The organism is Faecalibacterium sp. BIOML-A1, from assembly GCF_009679715.1.
Classification (GTDB): domain Bacteria; phylum Bacillota; class Clostridia; order Oscillospirales; family Ruminococcaceae; genus Faecalibacterium; species Faecalibacterium taiwanense.
In genome coordinates, this window is record NZ_WKZJ01000001.1 from 428,928 (window position 1) to 444,336 (window position 15,409).

Annotated in this window: 12 protein-coding genes and 1 tRNA gene; 12 read left to right on the top strand and 1 reads right to left on the bottom strand. The window is 57.2% G+C overall.

Annotation, left to right across the window (positions count from 1 at the left end; all coding sequences use genetic code 11):
* Window positions 1-12 precede the first annotated feature (12 nt).
* The 10 genes from GKG36_RS02130 to GKG36_RS02175 all read left to right on the top strand — a co-directional run bounded on the left by GKG36_RS02130 (window position 13) and on the right by GKG36_RS02175 (window position 11,739).
* The gene (locus tag GKG36_RS02130; protein ID WP_154258838.1) at window positions 13-1,443 is read left to right on the top strand and encodes a Gldg family protein; all 1,431 of its coding nucleotides are present in this window, start codon (window positions 13-15) and stop codon (window positions 1,441-1,443) included.
* Window positions 1,444-1,455: 12 nt separating this feature from the next.
* Entirely contained in the window at window positions 1,456-2,439 is a 984-nt protein-coding gene (locus GKG36_RS02135) for a DUF4340 domain-containing protein (protein ID WP_154258840.1), read from the top strand.
* 279 nt (window positions 2,440-2,718) lie between these two features.
* Window positions 2,719-3,765, top strand: a complete 1,047-nt coding sequence (gene potA, locus GKG36_RS02140) for a spermidine/putrescine ABC transporter ATP-binding protein (protein ID WP_005937228.1) — start codon at window positions 2,719-2,721, stop codon at window positions 3,763-3,765.
* A gap of 9 nt (window positions 3,766-3,774) precedes the next feature.
* Window positions 3,775-4,590: an ABC transporter permease gene (locus GKG36_RS02145; protein ID WP_044953212.1), complete on the top strand. Its 816-nt coding sequence runs from the start codon at window positions 3,775-3,777 to the stop codon at window positions 4,588-4,590.
* Window positions 4,590-5,435, top strand: a complete 846-nt coding sequence (locus GKG36_RS02150) for an ABC transporter permease (RefSeq protein WP_154258842.1) — start codon at window positions 4,590-4,592, stop codon at window positions 5,433-5,435. The genes GKG36_RS02145 and GKG36_RS02150 overlap by 1 nt, the downstream gene beginning before the upstream one ends.
* Window positions 5,435-6,667, top strand: coding sequence for a spermidine/putrescine ABC transporter substrate-binding protein (locus GKG36_RS02155; protein ID WP_154258844.1), 1,233 nt, complete (start codon window positions 5,435-5,437; stop codon window positions 6,665-6,667). The genes GKG36_RS02150 and GKG36_RS02155 overlap by 1 nt, the downstream gene beginning before the upstream one ends.
* A 63-nt stretch (window positions 6,668-6,730) precedes the next feature.
* On the top strand, window positions 6,731-7,468 hold the full coding sequence (locus tag GKG36_RS02160; protein ID WP_154258846.1) for an acyl-ACP thioesterase domain-containing protein: 738 nt from the start codon (window positions 6,731-6,733) through the stop codon (window positions 7,466-7,468).
* A gap of 179 nt (window positions 7,469-7,647) precedes the next feature.
* On the top strand, window positions 7,648-7,935 hold the full coding sequence (locus GKG36_RS02165; protein ID WP_005937246.1) for a hypothetical protein: 288 nt from the start codon (window positions 7,648-7,650) through the stop codon (window positions 7,933-7,935).
* 547 nt (window positions 7,936-8,482) lie between these two features.
* Window positions 8,483-9,997, top strand: a complete 1,515-nt coding sequence (locus GKG36_RS02170) for an IMP dehydrogenase (RefSeq protein WP_154258848.1) — start codon at window positions 8,483-8,485, stop codon at window positions 9,995-9,997.
* 224 nt (window positions 9,998-10,221) lie between these two features.
* Window positions 10,222-11,739, top strand: a complete 1,518-nt coding sequence (locus tag GKG36_RS02175) for a nicotinate phosphoribosyltransferase (RefSeq protein WP_097781858.1) — start codon at window positions 10,222-10,224, stop codon at window positions 11,737-11,739.
* A gap of 50 nt (window positions 11,740-11,789) precedes the next feature.
* Here GKG36_RS02175 and GKG36_RS02180 read toward each other — a convergent pair.
* A tRNA-Leu gene (locus tag GKG36_RS02180) sits at window positions 11,790-11,873 on the bottom strand.
* A 274-nt stretch (window positions 11,874-12,147) separates the two neighbouring features.
* Between GKG36_RS02180 and GKG36_RS02185 the strand changes: the two genes are divergently transcribed.
* Both GKG36_RS02185 and GKG36_RS02190 read left to right on the top strand, forming a co-directional pair.
* On the top strand, window positions 12,148-14,424 hold the full coding sequence (locus GKG36_RS02185; RefSeq protein ID WP_154258850.1) for a hydratase: 2,277 nt from the start codon (window positions 12,148-12,150) through the stop codon (window positions 14,422-14,424).
* Between the two features lie 64 nt (window positions 14,425-14,488).
* Window positions 14,489-15,346, top strand: a complete 858-nt coding sequence (locus GKG36_RS02190) for a PHP domain-containing protein (protein WP_097774920.1) — start codon at window positions 14,489-14,491, stop codon at window positions 15,344-15,346.
* Window positions 15,347-15,409: the final 63 nt, after the last annotated feature.

Sequence of the window (15,409 nt, forward strand, 5' to 3'; positions counted from 1 at the left end):
GAGGGGAACAACATGAAAAATTTCAAAGTTTCTTCCTCCGCAAACGGCAAGGTGTTCCGCAATGGGCTGTACTCCACGGCCATTCTGGCAGCAGCCATCGTGTTGGCCGTGCTGATCAATCTGCTGGTGGGAGCCATCCCGAAAAAATACACCGAGTTCGACCTCTCTGCCGCCAAAATGTACACGCTGGGCGACAGCTCCAGGCAGCTGATGCAGAGCCTGGATCAGGACGTGACCGTTTATTATCTCTGTGAGACCGGCAGTGAGGATGCCATTATCACCAAGCTGCTGGATCACTACGCCGACGAGAGCGGTCACTTCCACTGGGAGCAGAAGGACCCGGCGCTTTACCCGACCTTTGCAGCGCAGTACGGCGCAGAGAATGCATCCACCGGCAGTCTGATCGTGGTCAGCGGTGAGAACAGCGAAGTGCTGAACGCCGCCGAACTTTACGAGTACGATTACTCCGATTACTACACCACCGGCGCTGCCAACGTGACCTTTGGCGGCGAAAAGCAGATCAGCTCTGCCATCTACAAGCTGACTGCCGCAGCAGAAAGTCATGCCTACTACACCACCAACCACGGCGAGCAGGCGCTTACCTCCTCGCTGACCGAGGCGCTCAAGGCGCAGAATATCGATGCCCAGCCGCTGGATCTGCTCACCGGCACCATCCCGGAGGACTGTGATCTGCTCATCATCAGCGACCCCGCTTCGGATTTTGCAGCGGACGGCCTTGTGGATGAGATCGCGCAGCTGCAGGCCTATCTGGAAAACGGCGGCAAGGTGCTGCTGACCACCAGCGGTTATACCGAAACGCCCAATCTGGATGCAGTGATGGCACAGTTCGGCCTTGCGCGTGAGCCGGGCCTTGTGGTGGAGGGCGATGCGGGCCACGCGCTGTACGGCTACCCGTACTCGCTGTTCCCGGACTATGCGGCCGCCGACGAAAGCACCGCGCTGGACGGCGTGAATCAGAGCACCCATGTGATGCTCTCGGTGGCACAGGGCATCACCATTACCGAGACAGACGATGTGACGGCGGAACCGCTGCTGTATACCACCGAGGATGCCTACAGCAAGCAGGACTTTGATGCCAGCTCTTCTTCCGCAAAGGAAGCCGGCGATACCGACGGCCCGTTCTCGCTGGCCGTATGGGCGCGCAATGATTCCACCGGTGCCGAGGTGATCTGGATCGGCTGCCCCAACATGGACAACGAGCAGGTGTACCAGTCCATCCCGGGCAACCTGACCTTCCTGCAGGGCTGTGCCGCTTCGCTGGTAGGGCAGAGCCTGCTCATCGACACCAAAGCACTGGAAGCCGCACCCATCACGGTCCCGGCTTCCGCATCCATGACGCTGGGCATGGTGTTCGTATTCGTGCTGCCCGCAGCAGTGCTCATTGCAGGTGCTGTGGAGGTGCTGCTGCGCCGCCGCAGGTAAGGGGGCACTGCCATGAAAACAAAACAGCGCACCCTTGCGGTGCTTCTGGTGCTGGTACTTGTGCTGGGCGGGCTGCTGTGGTTTGTCAGCCGCAGCAATGCCGCAGAAGAGGCTGCTTCCAGCGCCGCCGCAGAGGGCAGCATCCTGCTTTCTTCTTTTGCGGCAGGCGATGTGACCAGCATCCGGTATGCCTATGGCGGCGAAACGCTTACCCTAAATTACGATTCCGGCAGCTGGACGCTGGCGGATGACCCGGACTATCATCTGGATGCATCTGCCTGCAATACCATGGTCACGGCGCTGGCATCCCTGAACGCCAAACGTCAGCTCACGGCGCAGCCCGGCGAGGACTACGGCCTTGCCGACCCGGCTGTTACGGTCACGGTGACGGCGGCAGGCGAGACGAACACCTTTGCCTTTGGCACCGAGAACCCGGTCACAGGAGATCTGTATGTGCAGAAGGCAGGGGACGATGCCGTGTACACCGTTTCTGGCAACAAGGCGGCCTGCTTTGAGCTGACCAAAGCGGACCTTTTTGGCGCGTTCAACCCGGCGGGACTGACAGCCTCCGCGCTGGAAAGTGTTTCCATTACGACGGGCAGCGGCACCCTTGCACTGAATGCAGTCTCTGAGCCTGCGGAAGCGGAGAGCGATTCCTCGGAAAGTGCGGCCGATTCCACCACCTATCAGACCGTGTGGCGGCTGGCCGATGAACCCTCTGCCGATCTGGACGACAGCAAGGTGCAGAGCATCCTCTCTGCTCTGGCAGGCTATGTGACCGCACAAATCACGGATGCCGACCCTTCGGCCTATGGCTTTGCTGCACCGCTTGCAACGGTGCGGGCCGCCTCTGCCGATGGGACCGTGACCCTCCACTACGCCGAAAATGCAGACGGCTGCTGGATGATGGTGGCGGGGGACAGTTCTGTCTATGCGGTTGACCTTGACACTGTGCAGGCCCTTCTGATAACGGCCGCTGCCTTAAAAGCGGAATAAAAACCTTTGTGCGCCGTATGCGGAAAGCCCGCTGCGGCGCATGTTTTTTTGTTGCGGCGTGTAAAGCTTCGGCAAACATTGGCAGAGTGATTGACATTTCAGCAAAGATTGATTAAGATAGACGAGACAGGGCAGAATAACTGCGCAATATAAGAGCCTGCTTTTGCAGGTTCTCCGGTCGTCATGGATGTTGTGCGGGGCTGGGTCGCCCTGGTACGAGGGATGGGGCATGGCCCTGTCTTTTTTCGTATCTGAGTTACAAGGAGGATAAAGTAAAAAATGGACAACTCGGTGATCGTTTCACTGCGGGATATCGTAGTGGAATTTGACGGTCAGCGCATTCTGGATGGGCTGAACCTCGACATCCATGACAAAGAGTTCGTAACGCTGCTGGGCCCTTCCGGCTGCGGCAAAACCACCACCCTGCGTCTGATCGCAGGTTTTCTGGAACCCAATTCCGGCAAAGTGCTGCTGAAAGGTGAGAACATTACCGGCGTGCCGCCTTATAAGCGCCCGGTGAACACCGTTTTTCAGAAATACGCACTGTTCCCGCACCTGAACGTGTTCGAGAACGTGGCCTTCGGTCTGCGGCTCAAAAAGATGGACGAAGAGACCATCCGCCGCAAGGTGCGCAACATGCTGGAAGTTGTTGGCCTGAAAGGCTTCGAGCGCCGCAGCATCAGCCAGATGTCCGGCGGCCAGCAGCAGCGCGTGGCCATCGCCCGCAGTCTGGTGAACGAGCCGGAGATCCTTCTGCTGGATGAACCCCTTGGCGCACTGGACCTCAAGCTGCGCAAGGAGATGCAGCTGGAGCTGAAGCGCCTGCAGCGCGAAATGAACATTACCTTTATTTATGTTACCCACGATCAGGAGGAAGCCCTTACCATGTCCGATACCGTCGTGGTCATGAACGGCGGCAAGGTGCAGCAGATCGGCACGCCGGAGGATATTTACAATGAGCCGAAGAATGCCTTTGTTGCAGACTTCATTGGCGATTCCAACATTGTGGACGGCGTGATGCACCGGGATTTTCTGGTGTCCTTCTCCGGCGTGGACTTCCCCTGTGTGGACCGCGGCTTTGCCCGTGAGCAGAGCGTGCAGGTAGTGGTGCGCCCCGAGGATATCGAGGTGGTCTCTCCTGTGGAAGGCCAGCTTGTCGGCGTTGTGAACGATGTCATCTTCAAGGGCGTCCACTTTGAGATGCATGTGGAGTGCGAGGGCCGCGAATGGCTGATCCATTCCACCCGCGCCTGCACCCCCGGTGAGACCATTGGTATGCGCATCGGCCCCAACGAGATCCACATTATGGCGCGTTCAGAGGGGTGAGCCGCAATGATGAAGATTTACGATAAAAAGCTGGCCTATCCGTACTTTGTATGGATGACGCTGTTCACAGTGGTGCCTTTGATCATCGTGGTGTACTATGCATTTACGGATGCAAACGGAGCTTTCACGCTGGATAACCTCACCTCCATCAGCGGCTACGGCTCGGTGTTTGCCCGCAGCCTGCTGCTGGCCCTCATTGCCACGGTCATTTGTCTGGTCATTGCGTTCCCGGTGGGCTATTTTCTTTCCCGCCTGCGGGTGAACAAGCAGCACATCATGCTCATGCTGGTCATGCTGCCCATGTGGATGAACTTTCTGCTGCGCACCTACGCATGGATGGGTCTGCTCAGCATCAACGGCCCGGTGAACGCCGTTCTGGGCGTGTTCGGCCTTGGCCCCTTCAATATGCTCAACACCTCCGGTGCGGTGGTGCTGGGCATGGTGTATAACTATGTGCCCTATATGATCCTGCCGCTGTACACCAGCATGACCAAGATCGACCAGAGCCTAGTGGAAGCTGCGCAGGATCTGGGCGCTTCCACCACCAAGACCCTTCTCCGGGTGCTCATTCCCATGAGCGTGCCCGGCATCAGCACCGGCATCACCATGGTGTTCGTCCCGGCGGTGTCCACCTTTGTTATCAGCCGTATGCTGGGCGGCGGCTCCAACCTGCTCATTGGCGATCTGATCGAGATGCAGTTCCTTGGCAACAGCTACAACCTGAACGTGGGTTCTGCCATGAGCCTTGTGCTGATGATCATTGTGCTGCTGTGCATGAGCTTCACCTCCAGCTTTGATGAAGATGAAATGGAGGGCGTGTCCTGATGAAAACGAAACATCTGCGCCTGATGCAGCGCGTCTATATCGTGCTGTTTTTCTGCTTCATGTATCTGCCCATTGCATACATGATCGTATTCAGCTTCAACCAGTCCAAGGGCTATTCGCTCTTCACCGGCTTTACCCTCAAGTGGTACTCCAGCCTGCTGCACAACTCCTCCATCCTGCATGCGCTGCTGGTCTCGCTGGAAGTGGCTCTGATCTCTGCGGTCATTGCCACTGTGCTGGGCACGGCGGCAAGCCTTGGTATTGCGTCCATGGGCCGCGGGAGCCGCCTTGTCGTCACCAACATCACCTATATCCCGGTGGTCAACCCGGAGATCATCACCGGCATCTCGCTCATGCTGCTGTTCGTGGCCTACCAGCGCTTTGCCGGGGGTGCCTCCTGGCTGCCGGATACCATCATGGGCTTCCCGACGCTGCTCATTGCGCATATCGCGTTCAATGTGCCATATGTCATCTTCAACGTCACGCCCAAGCTCAAGCAATTGGATATCAAGCTGTATGAGGCAGCGCTCGACCTTGGCTGCGACCCCAAGCAGGCCTTCTTCAAGGTCATCCTGCCGGAGATCAGCCCGGCCATCCTGTCGGCATTCCTCATCTGCCTGACCTATTCCATCGACGACTTCATGATCTCCTATTTCAACTGCGGCACGGTGGAAACGCTGCCCATCGCCATCTACTCCATGACCCGTAAAAAGGTCAGCCCGGAGATCTATGCGCTGTCCACCATCATGTTCGTGGTCATTCTGTGCATCATTCTGATTTCCAATGCAATGGAGAGCCGCAGCTACCGCCGCGACCAGAAGGCGCTGAGAGGGGAGGGCGTGTGATGAAACGTTTTGCTGTGTTGCTGCTGGCGCTGGCAATGACGGTCTGCTGTGCAATGCCCGCCTTTGCCGCCGGCACCATCGAAGTCACCGAGGATGTCTCGGTATCGGACGATTACGACTGGACCCGCTTCAAGGGCCAGAACGTGGCCATCAATGTCTATAACTGGGGCGAGTACATCTCCAACGGCTCGGACGACAGCGTGGACGTGGTGGCGGCCTTTGAAAAGCTCACCGGCATCAAGGTGAACTACACCACCTTCGACTCCAACGAGTCCATGTACGCAAAGCTCAAGTCCGGTGCAGCCAACTACGATGTGGTCATTCCGTCGGATTACATGGTGGCAAAAATGATCGCCGAGGGGATGCTCAAGCCTCTGAACTACGACAATATCCCGAACTTCAAAAAGATCAATCAGGAATACGTGGATCCGGATTACGATCCGCAGAATGCCTACACCGTGCCCTACATGCTCTGCACCACCGGCATCATTTATAACACCACCATGGTGGACAAAGCGCCCACCAGCTGGGCCGACCTGTGGGACGAGCAGTACGCAGGCAATATCCTGATGTTCAACAACAGCCGCGATGCCTACGCCATTGCTGCTTTTAAGAGCGGCCACGATATCAACCCGCAGTCCACCGAAGAGGTGGATGAGGTGGTGGAAGAGCTGAAGGCTCAGAAACCGCTGGTGCAGGCCTACGTCATGGATGAGATCTTTGATAAGATGATCGGCGGCGAGGCAGCCGTCGGTGTGTACTACTCCGGCGATGCCATCACCATGATCGACGATAATCCCGACCTTGCATGGGTGTTCCCGGAGGAAGGCAGCGTGCTTTCCGTGGACTGCATGACCATTCCTGCTGCCAGCGAACATCAGGAAGCTGCGGAAATGTTCATTAACTTCATGTGTGAGACGGACATCGGCAAGGCAAACGCCGAGTACATCGGCTACACCACCCCCATGCAGGATGTGTGGGAGGTGCTGGACGAGGATCTGAAGGAGAGCGAGATCGCTTATCCGTCCGAAGAGAAAGCCGCCAAGGAAAAGGTGTTCACTGCCCTGAGCGACGATGTGAACAGCGAGCTGGACGTGAAGTGGAGCGAAATGAAGAGCTACGACGAGGGTGGCAGCAGTCTGCTGTTCCTTGCGCTGCTGGCAGCCATGGTGGCGCTGGCCTGCTTCAACATCTGGCGCAAGGTCCGCAGGCGCAACCGCAATCAGTATTAAACGCAAAGGAGGCTGCTGCACAGAACAACGTGCAGTGGTCTCTTTTTATAGAAAGGAAAAACCATGGAACAGTTCTTTTACACCGAGACCATGACAGTCATGAACGCAGATGCCGACTTCCGCAGCCTGCTCAAGCCCAGCGCCCTGCTGCGCTATGTGGAGCAGATTTCGACAGACCATGCCCGCGCCTTTGGTATGGATGACCAGTTCTTCAAAGATCGCGGTGTGACCTTTCTGGTGGGCAAGCAGGCCCTGAAATTTGACCGCGTGCCCCAGCGTGCCGAAACGCTGACCCTTACCTCCCGGGCGCAGGTCAGCAAACACGGTTCGGTCAAACGCATTACCACCCTGACCGATGCCGAGGGCAAAGAGGTGGCTATGGTGGACTGCCGCTGGATCGTGGCAAGCCTTGCCGAGGGCCGTATCCTGCGGGAGCCGGGCTGGACGGTGGAGAATTTCTGGAACGATACGGTGGAGGACGAGCTGCCTTTGCAGCTGCACAAGTGCAAGGATGGTCTGACCAGCGCAGGGGAGTGGACGGCGCATTATTCCCAGTGCGATCTGAACGGCCATTTGAACAACGCATTCTATCTGGACCTTGTCTGCGATGCGCTGCCGCTGGAAGTGATGCGCAAAGGCCCCGTGACATTTGCGTCTATCAACTACCACCGCGAGATCCCGATGGGAGAAACGGCAGAGGTGTTTTATGCTCCTTCGGCGGATGGCTGGTATGTGGTCGGAAAGCACAACGGCCAGACCAGCTTTGAGTGCTATCTGGAGGTGGGAAAGACAAACGTGTAAATCGTTGATTTCTCAAGAGAACCGCTGCGCCGCTTTTAGCTGAAAATAAGCGAGCAATGCAAAAAAAGCGTCACCCGTGCAGAAAAAACCGGCGCATTTTGAGAATTGCATCCTCTGAGGAACAGGGAGTACTCTTTTATTAGAAGAATCTTCTGATTGTCCAAAGGAGGATAAAACAAATGAAAAAACATCTCCGAGTCCTTGCGGCCGTTCTGGTACTGTGCTTCAGTCTGCTGTGCCCGGCGGCATCTGCCGCCAGTGTACAGACAGCGGCCTGCAAGCCGTCCACTGCAGCCGTTCAGACCATTTCTGCCGGCAAAAAGACGGAGCAGATGGTCTGGGTCCCAACGCACGGCGGCAAAAAATATCACAGCAAGTCTACCTGCAGCAATATGAAAGACCCGGAAAAGGTTACATTATCGAAAGCAAAAGCGGAAGGCTTCACTGCTTGCAAAAAGTGCTATTAAGAAAATAAAGAATGATCTGCAAGGCCCTTGCCGGAAATTTTCTGGCAGGGGTTTTATATTTGTCTACAAAAAGTTAACAAAAGAAATTACAGAAAAATTACAAAACCCTATTGCAAAATGGTTTCAAAAGAGTTACAATATGGTTACAGCAAGGGCACAAGCCCTGCTGAGTGTGAAATCTTTTTCTTCTTGTTTTTTGGGGATATCGGGCACAGGTTCTCCTCCTCCGGCTGTTCTCCTTCACAGTCGTGATCCATGTGCCGCACAGGCGGTATCCCGCTTCGTGTGCAAAAAAGCTCGTCCGTTCTGGACGAGCTTTTTTGCATCCACAAATCACGCAAAAACCGGCTTCTCATGCGGGAAAGTATGACCTTACGCCATTTTGGTGGGCAATTTGCCTGTTTTTCTGCAAAGGACATTTACAAAGTTTGGCGCGGCGGGGGTTTGTATTCCGGCTGGCTTTGTGGTACAGTATATACAATCAATTTATAGGTTGCAAACATGAATCCGATTGATGTTGATGCGTTAAGAGAAAAGGAGTTTGAACATGGCTTATTTCTATAAAGAACCTTCCCGCACTTTCGGTGAATATCTGCTGATCCCCGGCTATTCCTCTGCAGAGAATATCCCCACGGCTGTCAGCCTCAAGACCCCGCTGGTCAAGTACCGCAAGGGCGAGGAGGAGTGCCCCCTGCAGATGAATATTCCCATGATCAGCGCTATCATGCAGGCGGTCTCTGGCGATAAGCTGGCCATTGCACTGGCCCGTCAGGGCGGCGTGTCCTTCATCTACGGCTCTCAGAGCATTGAGAACGAGGCCGCCATGGTGCGCCGCGTCAAGAGCTTCAAGGCCGGTTATGTCGTGTCCGATTCCAATCTGGCCCCCACTGCCACCCTGCACGATGTGCTGGAGCTGAAGGCGCGCACCGGCCACTCCACCATTGCCATCACTGCCGATGGCACTCCGAGCGGCAAGCTGCTGGGCATTGTTGCATCTCGTGACTACCGCATCAACCACACCCCGGATGATGCCCCTGTCACCACCTTCATGACCCCGCTTGAAAAGCTGGTCACTGCACCGGAGAACACCTCCCTGCACGATTGCAACAACATCATCTGGGATAACAAGATCAACACCCTGCCTCTGGTGGATGCCGAGGGCAACCTGAAGTACATGGTGTTCCGTAAGGACTACGACTCCCACAAGAAGAACGCCAACGAACTGCTGGATAAGAACAAGAGCTATGTGGTGGGCGCCGGCATCAACACCCGCGATTACGCTGAGCGCGTGCCCGCACTGGTGGATGCCGGTGTGGATGTGCTGTGCATCGACTCTTCCGAGGGTTACTCCGAGTGGCAGAGCCGCACCATCGGCTGGATCCGTGAGCACTACGGCGATACCGTCAAGGTGGGCGCAGGCAACGTTGTGGATGCCGAGGGCTTCCGCTTCCTGGCCGAGGCTGGTGCAGACTTCGTGAAGATCGGCATTGGCGGCGGTTCTATCTGCATCACCCGCGAGACCAAGGGCATTGGCCGTGGTCAGGCTACCGCTGTCATCGAGGTGGCAAAGGCCCGCGATGAGTACTATAAGGAGACCGGCATCTACGTGCCCATCTGCTCCGACGGCGGCATCGTCCACGATTACCACATCACGCTGGCACTGGCCATGGGTGCGGATTTTGTGATGCTGGGCCGCTACTTTGCCCGCTTTGACGAAAGCCCCACGAATAAGGTGCGCATCAACGGCCAGTATATGAAGGAATACTGGGGCGAAGGCTCCAACCGTGCCCGCAACTGGCAGCGCTACGATCTGGGCGGTTCCAGCAAGCTGAGCTTTGAGGAAGGCGTGGACAGCTACGTGCCCTATGCCGGTCCTCTGGCTGACGGTGTGCAGACCACTCTGTACAAGGTCAAGAGCACCATGTGCAACTGCGGCGCTCTGTCCATCCCGGAGCTGCAGCAGAAAGCAAAGCTGACCGTGGTTTCCTCTACCTCCATCGTTGAGGGCGGCAGCCACGACGTTGTGCTGAAGAATGCTACTCCCAATATCATCAACGGTTAACACGTTTGTTCTGAAAGCCGCCCATGCTGTTTGTGTATGGGCGGCTTTTTCTTACCGGAAATTGACCGGGATTTTCCAAAAATGCTTGCACCGCTCTGCGTTTGGTGATATCATGATAGAAACGCACTGTCAAGACAGGCAGGCGCGCAAACCTTCCCACAGGTCAGAACGGCAGGGGACAGCAAGGAGCCTTTGCCGGGTGTAAAGAAGAGAGGATACTATTCATGGACGAAATCAAGGTTGTGCCTTATATTCCAGATGAGGACTACGACAACCCCGCAATGGTCGTGGATTTTTATGAATTTACAATGGCAAACTGCCTGTTCCTGCACGGATTCAAGGACACCACGCTGGTGTTTGATATGTTCTTCCGCAAGAACCCGGATAATCAGGGTTACTCCATCAGTGCCGGCCAGCGCAAGCTGACCCGCTTCCTGCTGAACTACCACTTCAATGCACAGGATATCTGGTGGCTGCGCACCAAGGGCATGAGTGAGGAATTCTGCGAGTATCTGCGCACCTATCAGTGGAAGGGCGACATGTACGCTCTGCCCGAGGGCACGGTGGCATACCCGCATGTGCAGATGGTGCGCATCGAGTGCGACCTCGTGGGCGCAATTCTGATCGAGACCTACCTGCTGCAGACCATGAACTTCCACAGTCTGATCGCCACCAAGGCTACCCGCGTCACCGGCCTGAACACCCACACGCCCCGCAGCGTGATGGAATTCGGCACCCGCCGTGCGCAGGGCGAAAGCGCTGGCAACGATGGTGCATATGCTGCTGTTCTGGGCGGCTGCGTGGGCACTGCCAACTGTTTGGCCGAGATGAAGTTCGGCGCGGAGGTCAAGGCTGTGGGCACCGTAGCGCACAGCTTCATCGAGTTCTTCCCCACGGAGTTTGATGCCTTCAAGGCCTTTGCCGATACCTACCCGGATTCGGTCAGTCTGCTGCTGGACACCTATAATATCATGGAGAGCGGTCTGCCCAACCTCATTAAACTGGACGATTACCTCATCGAAAAATACCCCAACGACCCGAACCGCCGCGTCAAGAGCGCCCGTATCGACTCCGGCGACCTGGCCCGCGGCTCCAAGCGTCTGCGCAAGGCACTGGATGCGGCCGGTAAGCCTTACATCAAGCTGGTGGCTTCCAATGGTCTGGACGAAAAGAAGATCGCCAACATGGAGCTGTATGAGCACGCTCATTTTGACTCCTACGGCGTGGGCGAAAACCTGATCACCTCTGCTTCCGACCCCGTGTTCGGCGGAGTGTACAAGCTGGTGGCGGTCAAGCAGCCGGACGGCAGCTACACTCCCAAGATGAAGTGCTCGGATTCCGCCAGCAAGGCCATCATTCCGGGCAAGAAGATGCCGTGGCGCCTCTACGATGAAAATGGTCAGGCCCAGTGTGACCTGATCGCCATGGATGATGAAGTCATCGAGGCGGGCAAGCCCGTCACGATGGTCAATCTGGACTCCGATGCCATCGAGCGCACCGTCACCATTACCCCCACCAAGGTCAAAAAGCTGCTGGTGCCGCATGTGCTGAATGGTCAGCTGGCCATTGAGCTGCCTTCGATCGCAGAGAAGAAGGCCTACATTGCAAAGCAGCTCACCGAGGAGACCTGGGAGAGCGAACTGCGTCTGGAGTGCCCGCATAAGCACTATGTGAACATGACCCCGGCTGTGGCCGAGTGCCGTTCCAAGATGTATGCAGAGCTGCACGGCGGCAAGGTGTAAAATAAGCAAAATAAAAAGCCCCTCAAGCGTAAGCTTGGGGGGTCTTTTTATGCCGCCGACGGGGGTCGAACCCGTACTCTGTCTCCAGAAAGGGATTTTAAGTCCCTCGTGTCTGCCAATTTCACCACAGCGGCATACAACGCTAATAATAATACAATAGAATGGCTTCTTTGTCAAGAAAAAGCACGGAGCCCGTCTCTTCATCCTCCATTCACGATTCATTTGTAAAAAGTGCTTTTTCTTTCCGTGGTTTCATGGTATAATAACCTTCAGATACGGTTTTCCGGGCCGTAGCCGCGTGCTTTGGCAGCGCGGCAGAAGAGGGCAGAGCGGGCAGCGTACCGCTCTGCTGGGGCAGTGCCCGCAAGATAGGGCGGGCGGGAAATACAAAAAGAGAGGCGAATCGAGATGTTGGATATGATCAAGTGCAGCACCGGCGGCGCATACTATGCCCGCGGTGAATGGGTGCCTGCAGACGGCGAAGCAAGCGCCGCACTGGCAGCAAAGGGCTTTGATGCCGCAGCCATCGAGAACGCAAAGACCGGCACCATGGCCTACAGCATTCTGCAGGCCCACAACACCAGCGGCGATGCCGAAAACCTGAAGATCAAGTTCGATGCCATGGCCAGCCATGACATCACCTTTGTGGGCATCATCCAGACGGCCCGTGCGTCCGGTCTGGAGAAATTCCCCATTCCGTATGTGCTCACCAACTGCCACAACAGCCTTTGCGCCGTGGGCGGCACCATCAATGAGGACGACCACCGCTTCGGCCTGTCCGCCGCCAAAAAATACGGCGGCATTTTTGTGCCCCCGCATCTGGCGGTCATCCACCAGTACATGCGCGAAAAGTTTGCGGGCTGCGGCAAGATGATCCTTGGCTCGGACTCCCACACCCGCTACGGTGCTCTGGGCACCATGGCCATTGGTGAGGGCGGCGGCGAGCTGGCAAAGCAGCTGCTGGGCCGCACCTACGATGTGGCCCGTCCGGGTGTTGTTGCAATTTATCTCACCGGCTCTCTGCCTGCAGGCTGCGGCCCGCACGATGTGGCCATTGCGCTGGTGGGCAAGCTGTTCAAGAGCGGCTATGTCAAAAACAAGGTGATGGAGTTTGTCGGCCCCGGCGTTGCGTCCCTGCGTCAGGATACCCGCAACGCCATCGATGCCATGACCACCGAGACCACCTGCCTGTCCTCCATCTGGGAAACTGACGAAACGACGCAGAAATTCCTTGCGGTGCATGGCCGTGCCGCCGACTATAAGAAGCTGGCTCCGGCCGACCTTGCTTATTACGACGGTGTGGTAGAGGTAGACCTTTCTGCCATCCGTCCCATGATCGCACTGCCCATGCATCCCTCCAATGCATTTACCATTGAAGAGCTGAACGCAAACCTTGAGGATATTCTCCATGCCTGCGAGCAGGATGTGCAGAAGCTGATCGGCCGTAAGGATGTCAGCCTTGACCTGTGCAGCAAGATCGAGAACGGTAAACTGCGTGTGGATCAGGGCGTGATCGCAGGCTGCGCAGGCGGTCTGTACGACAGCATTTATGAAGCTGCCTCCATCCTCAAAGGCCACACCGGCGGCTGCGGTGACTACGCCCTGAGCGTGTATCCCGGCAGCCAGCCCATCATGATGGAACTGGTGCGCACCGGAGTCATCCACGACCTGATGGCCAGCGGTGCCACCGTCCGCACTGCGTTCTGCGGCCCCTGCTTCGGCGCAGGCGACGTGCCTGCCAACGGCGCGCTGTCTATCCGCCATACCACCCGTAACTTCCCCAGCCGCGAAGGCTCCAAGCCCGGCAACGGCCAGCTTTCCGGTGTGGCACTGATGGATGCCCGCAGCATTGCGGCCACCACGGCCAACGGCGGCATTCTGACCCCAGCTACCGATATCGACTATGATCCCACTGTGCCGGAGTATCAGTACGATCCTTCCAGCTACGATACCCGCGTGTATCAGGGCTTTGGCAAGGGCGATTACGATGCCCTGCTCAAGCTTGGCCCCAACATCAAGGACTGGCCCGAAATTGCACCGCTGGGCGATAACCTGCTGCTGAAGGTGGCATCTTACATCACCGACCCTGTCACCACCACCGATGAGCTGATCCCCTCCGGTGAGACTTCGTCTTACCGTTCCAATCCTCTGGGCTTGGCCGAGTTCACCCTCAGCCGCAAGGACCCGGAGTATGTGGGCCGTGCCAAGGCCGTGCAGGCCGAAGAAAAGGCCCGCCGTGCAGGCGAGGGCAGCGCCGAGGTGCTGGCCCAGCTGCACAAGGTGCCCGGCTGCGAAAACCTGACTTGGAACGATGTGCAGATCGCATCCACCATCTTTGCCGTCAAGCCCGGCGATGGTTCTGCCCGTGAGCAGGCGGCCAGCTGCCAGCGTGTGCTGGGGGCCGGTGCCAACATCGTTACCGAGTACGCCACCAAGCGCTACCGCTCCAACCTCATCAACTGGGGCATGCTGCCGCTGCAGCTGGTGGGCGCAACGCCCTTCGGTCTGGGCGATTATGTGTTCATCCCCAACGTCCGCGAGGCCCTCAAGGGCGACCTGCAGAACATCAAGGCCTATGTGCTGGGCGACACCGCAAAAGAGTTCAGCCTGTACATGGCTCCGCTGACCGCCGACGAGCGCAAGATCCTGGCCGACGGCTGCCTGATCAATTTCTATAAGCACTGATATGATAGAAGGCTTCCTCTTTTGGGGAAGCCTTTCTCTGGTTTTCTTGGGAGGTTCATTTTCCATGCCCGGCGATCTTCACAACCATTCCACCTGTTCCGATGGCTCTGTGCCCATCCACCGCCTGCCGCTCATGGCGGCGCGGGCGGGGCTGGACACCATGGCCATTTCCGACCACGACACCCTGCTCAGCGTAAACTACTGCTATGAGCACCCTGTGCAGGACGGCGTGCGCCTGCTCCCGGCCACCGAGCTGACCGGCTATGACCATGAGCATAAGCATCGCGTGCACCTGCTGTGCTACTTCCCGGACCCGGAAAGCCGGGAACTGAAGGAGCACTGCGACATCCTGCGACAGCGCCGCAACGAGTGCGGCCTGCAAAGCGCAAAGGAGATCGAAGCGCTGTACCCGCAGTTCCGCACGGAACAGGCGCTGGAATACGCAAAGGACAGCGGTGTGCTGTTCAAAAGCGGCATTATGGAAGCGCTGCACCAGCTGGGGCTGTGCGATGCTGTGTACGGCAAGCTGTACAGTTATCTCTTTGGCTGGGAGCCGCGCGGTGTGGTGCTGCATCAGGTAAAGTATCCCTCGGTGCAGGAAGTGATCGCCACGGCGAAAGCTGCCGGTGCGGTGCTGGTATTTGCACACCCGACCGTTTACAAGAGCATGCCGCTGGTGCGTCAGCTTGCCAAAGAGGGCATCATCGACGGCATTGAGGTGGAGCACCCCCGCAACAGCCCGGAGGACAGGGCCGAGTGTGCTGCTCTGTGTGAGCAGTATGGGCTGATCCATACCGGCGGTACGGACTTCCACGGTGCAAACCATAAGGTGCCGCACCCGGTGGGTACCTGTACCACGGCAGACGATCAGGTGGCCCGCATTCTGGAGCTGGCCCACAAGCGCCGCGGTATTGATGTGTGACCCGGTCACATTGACATTCCGGCACGCTGCTCTATAATAGAAGCAGACGATCTTCGTCGGGAT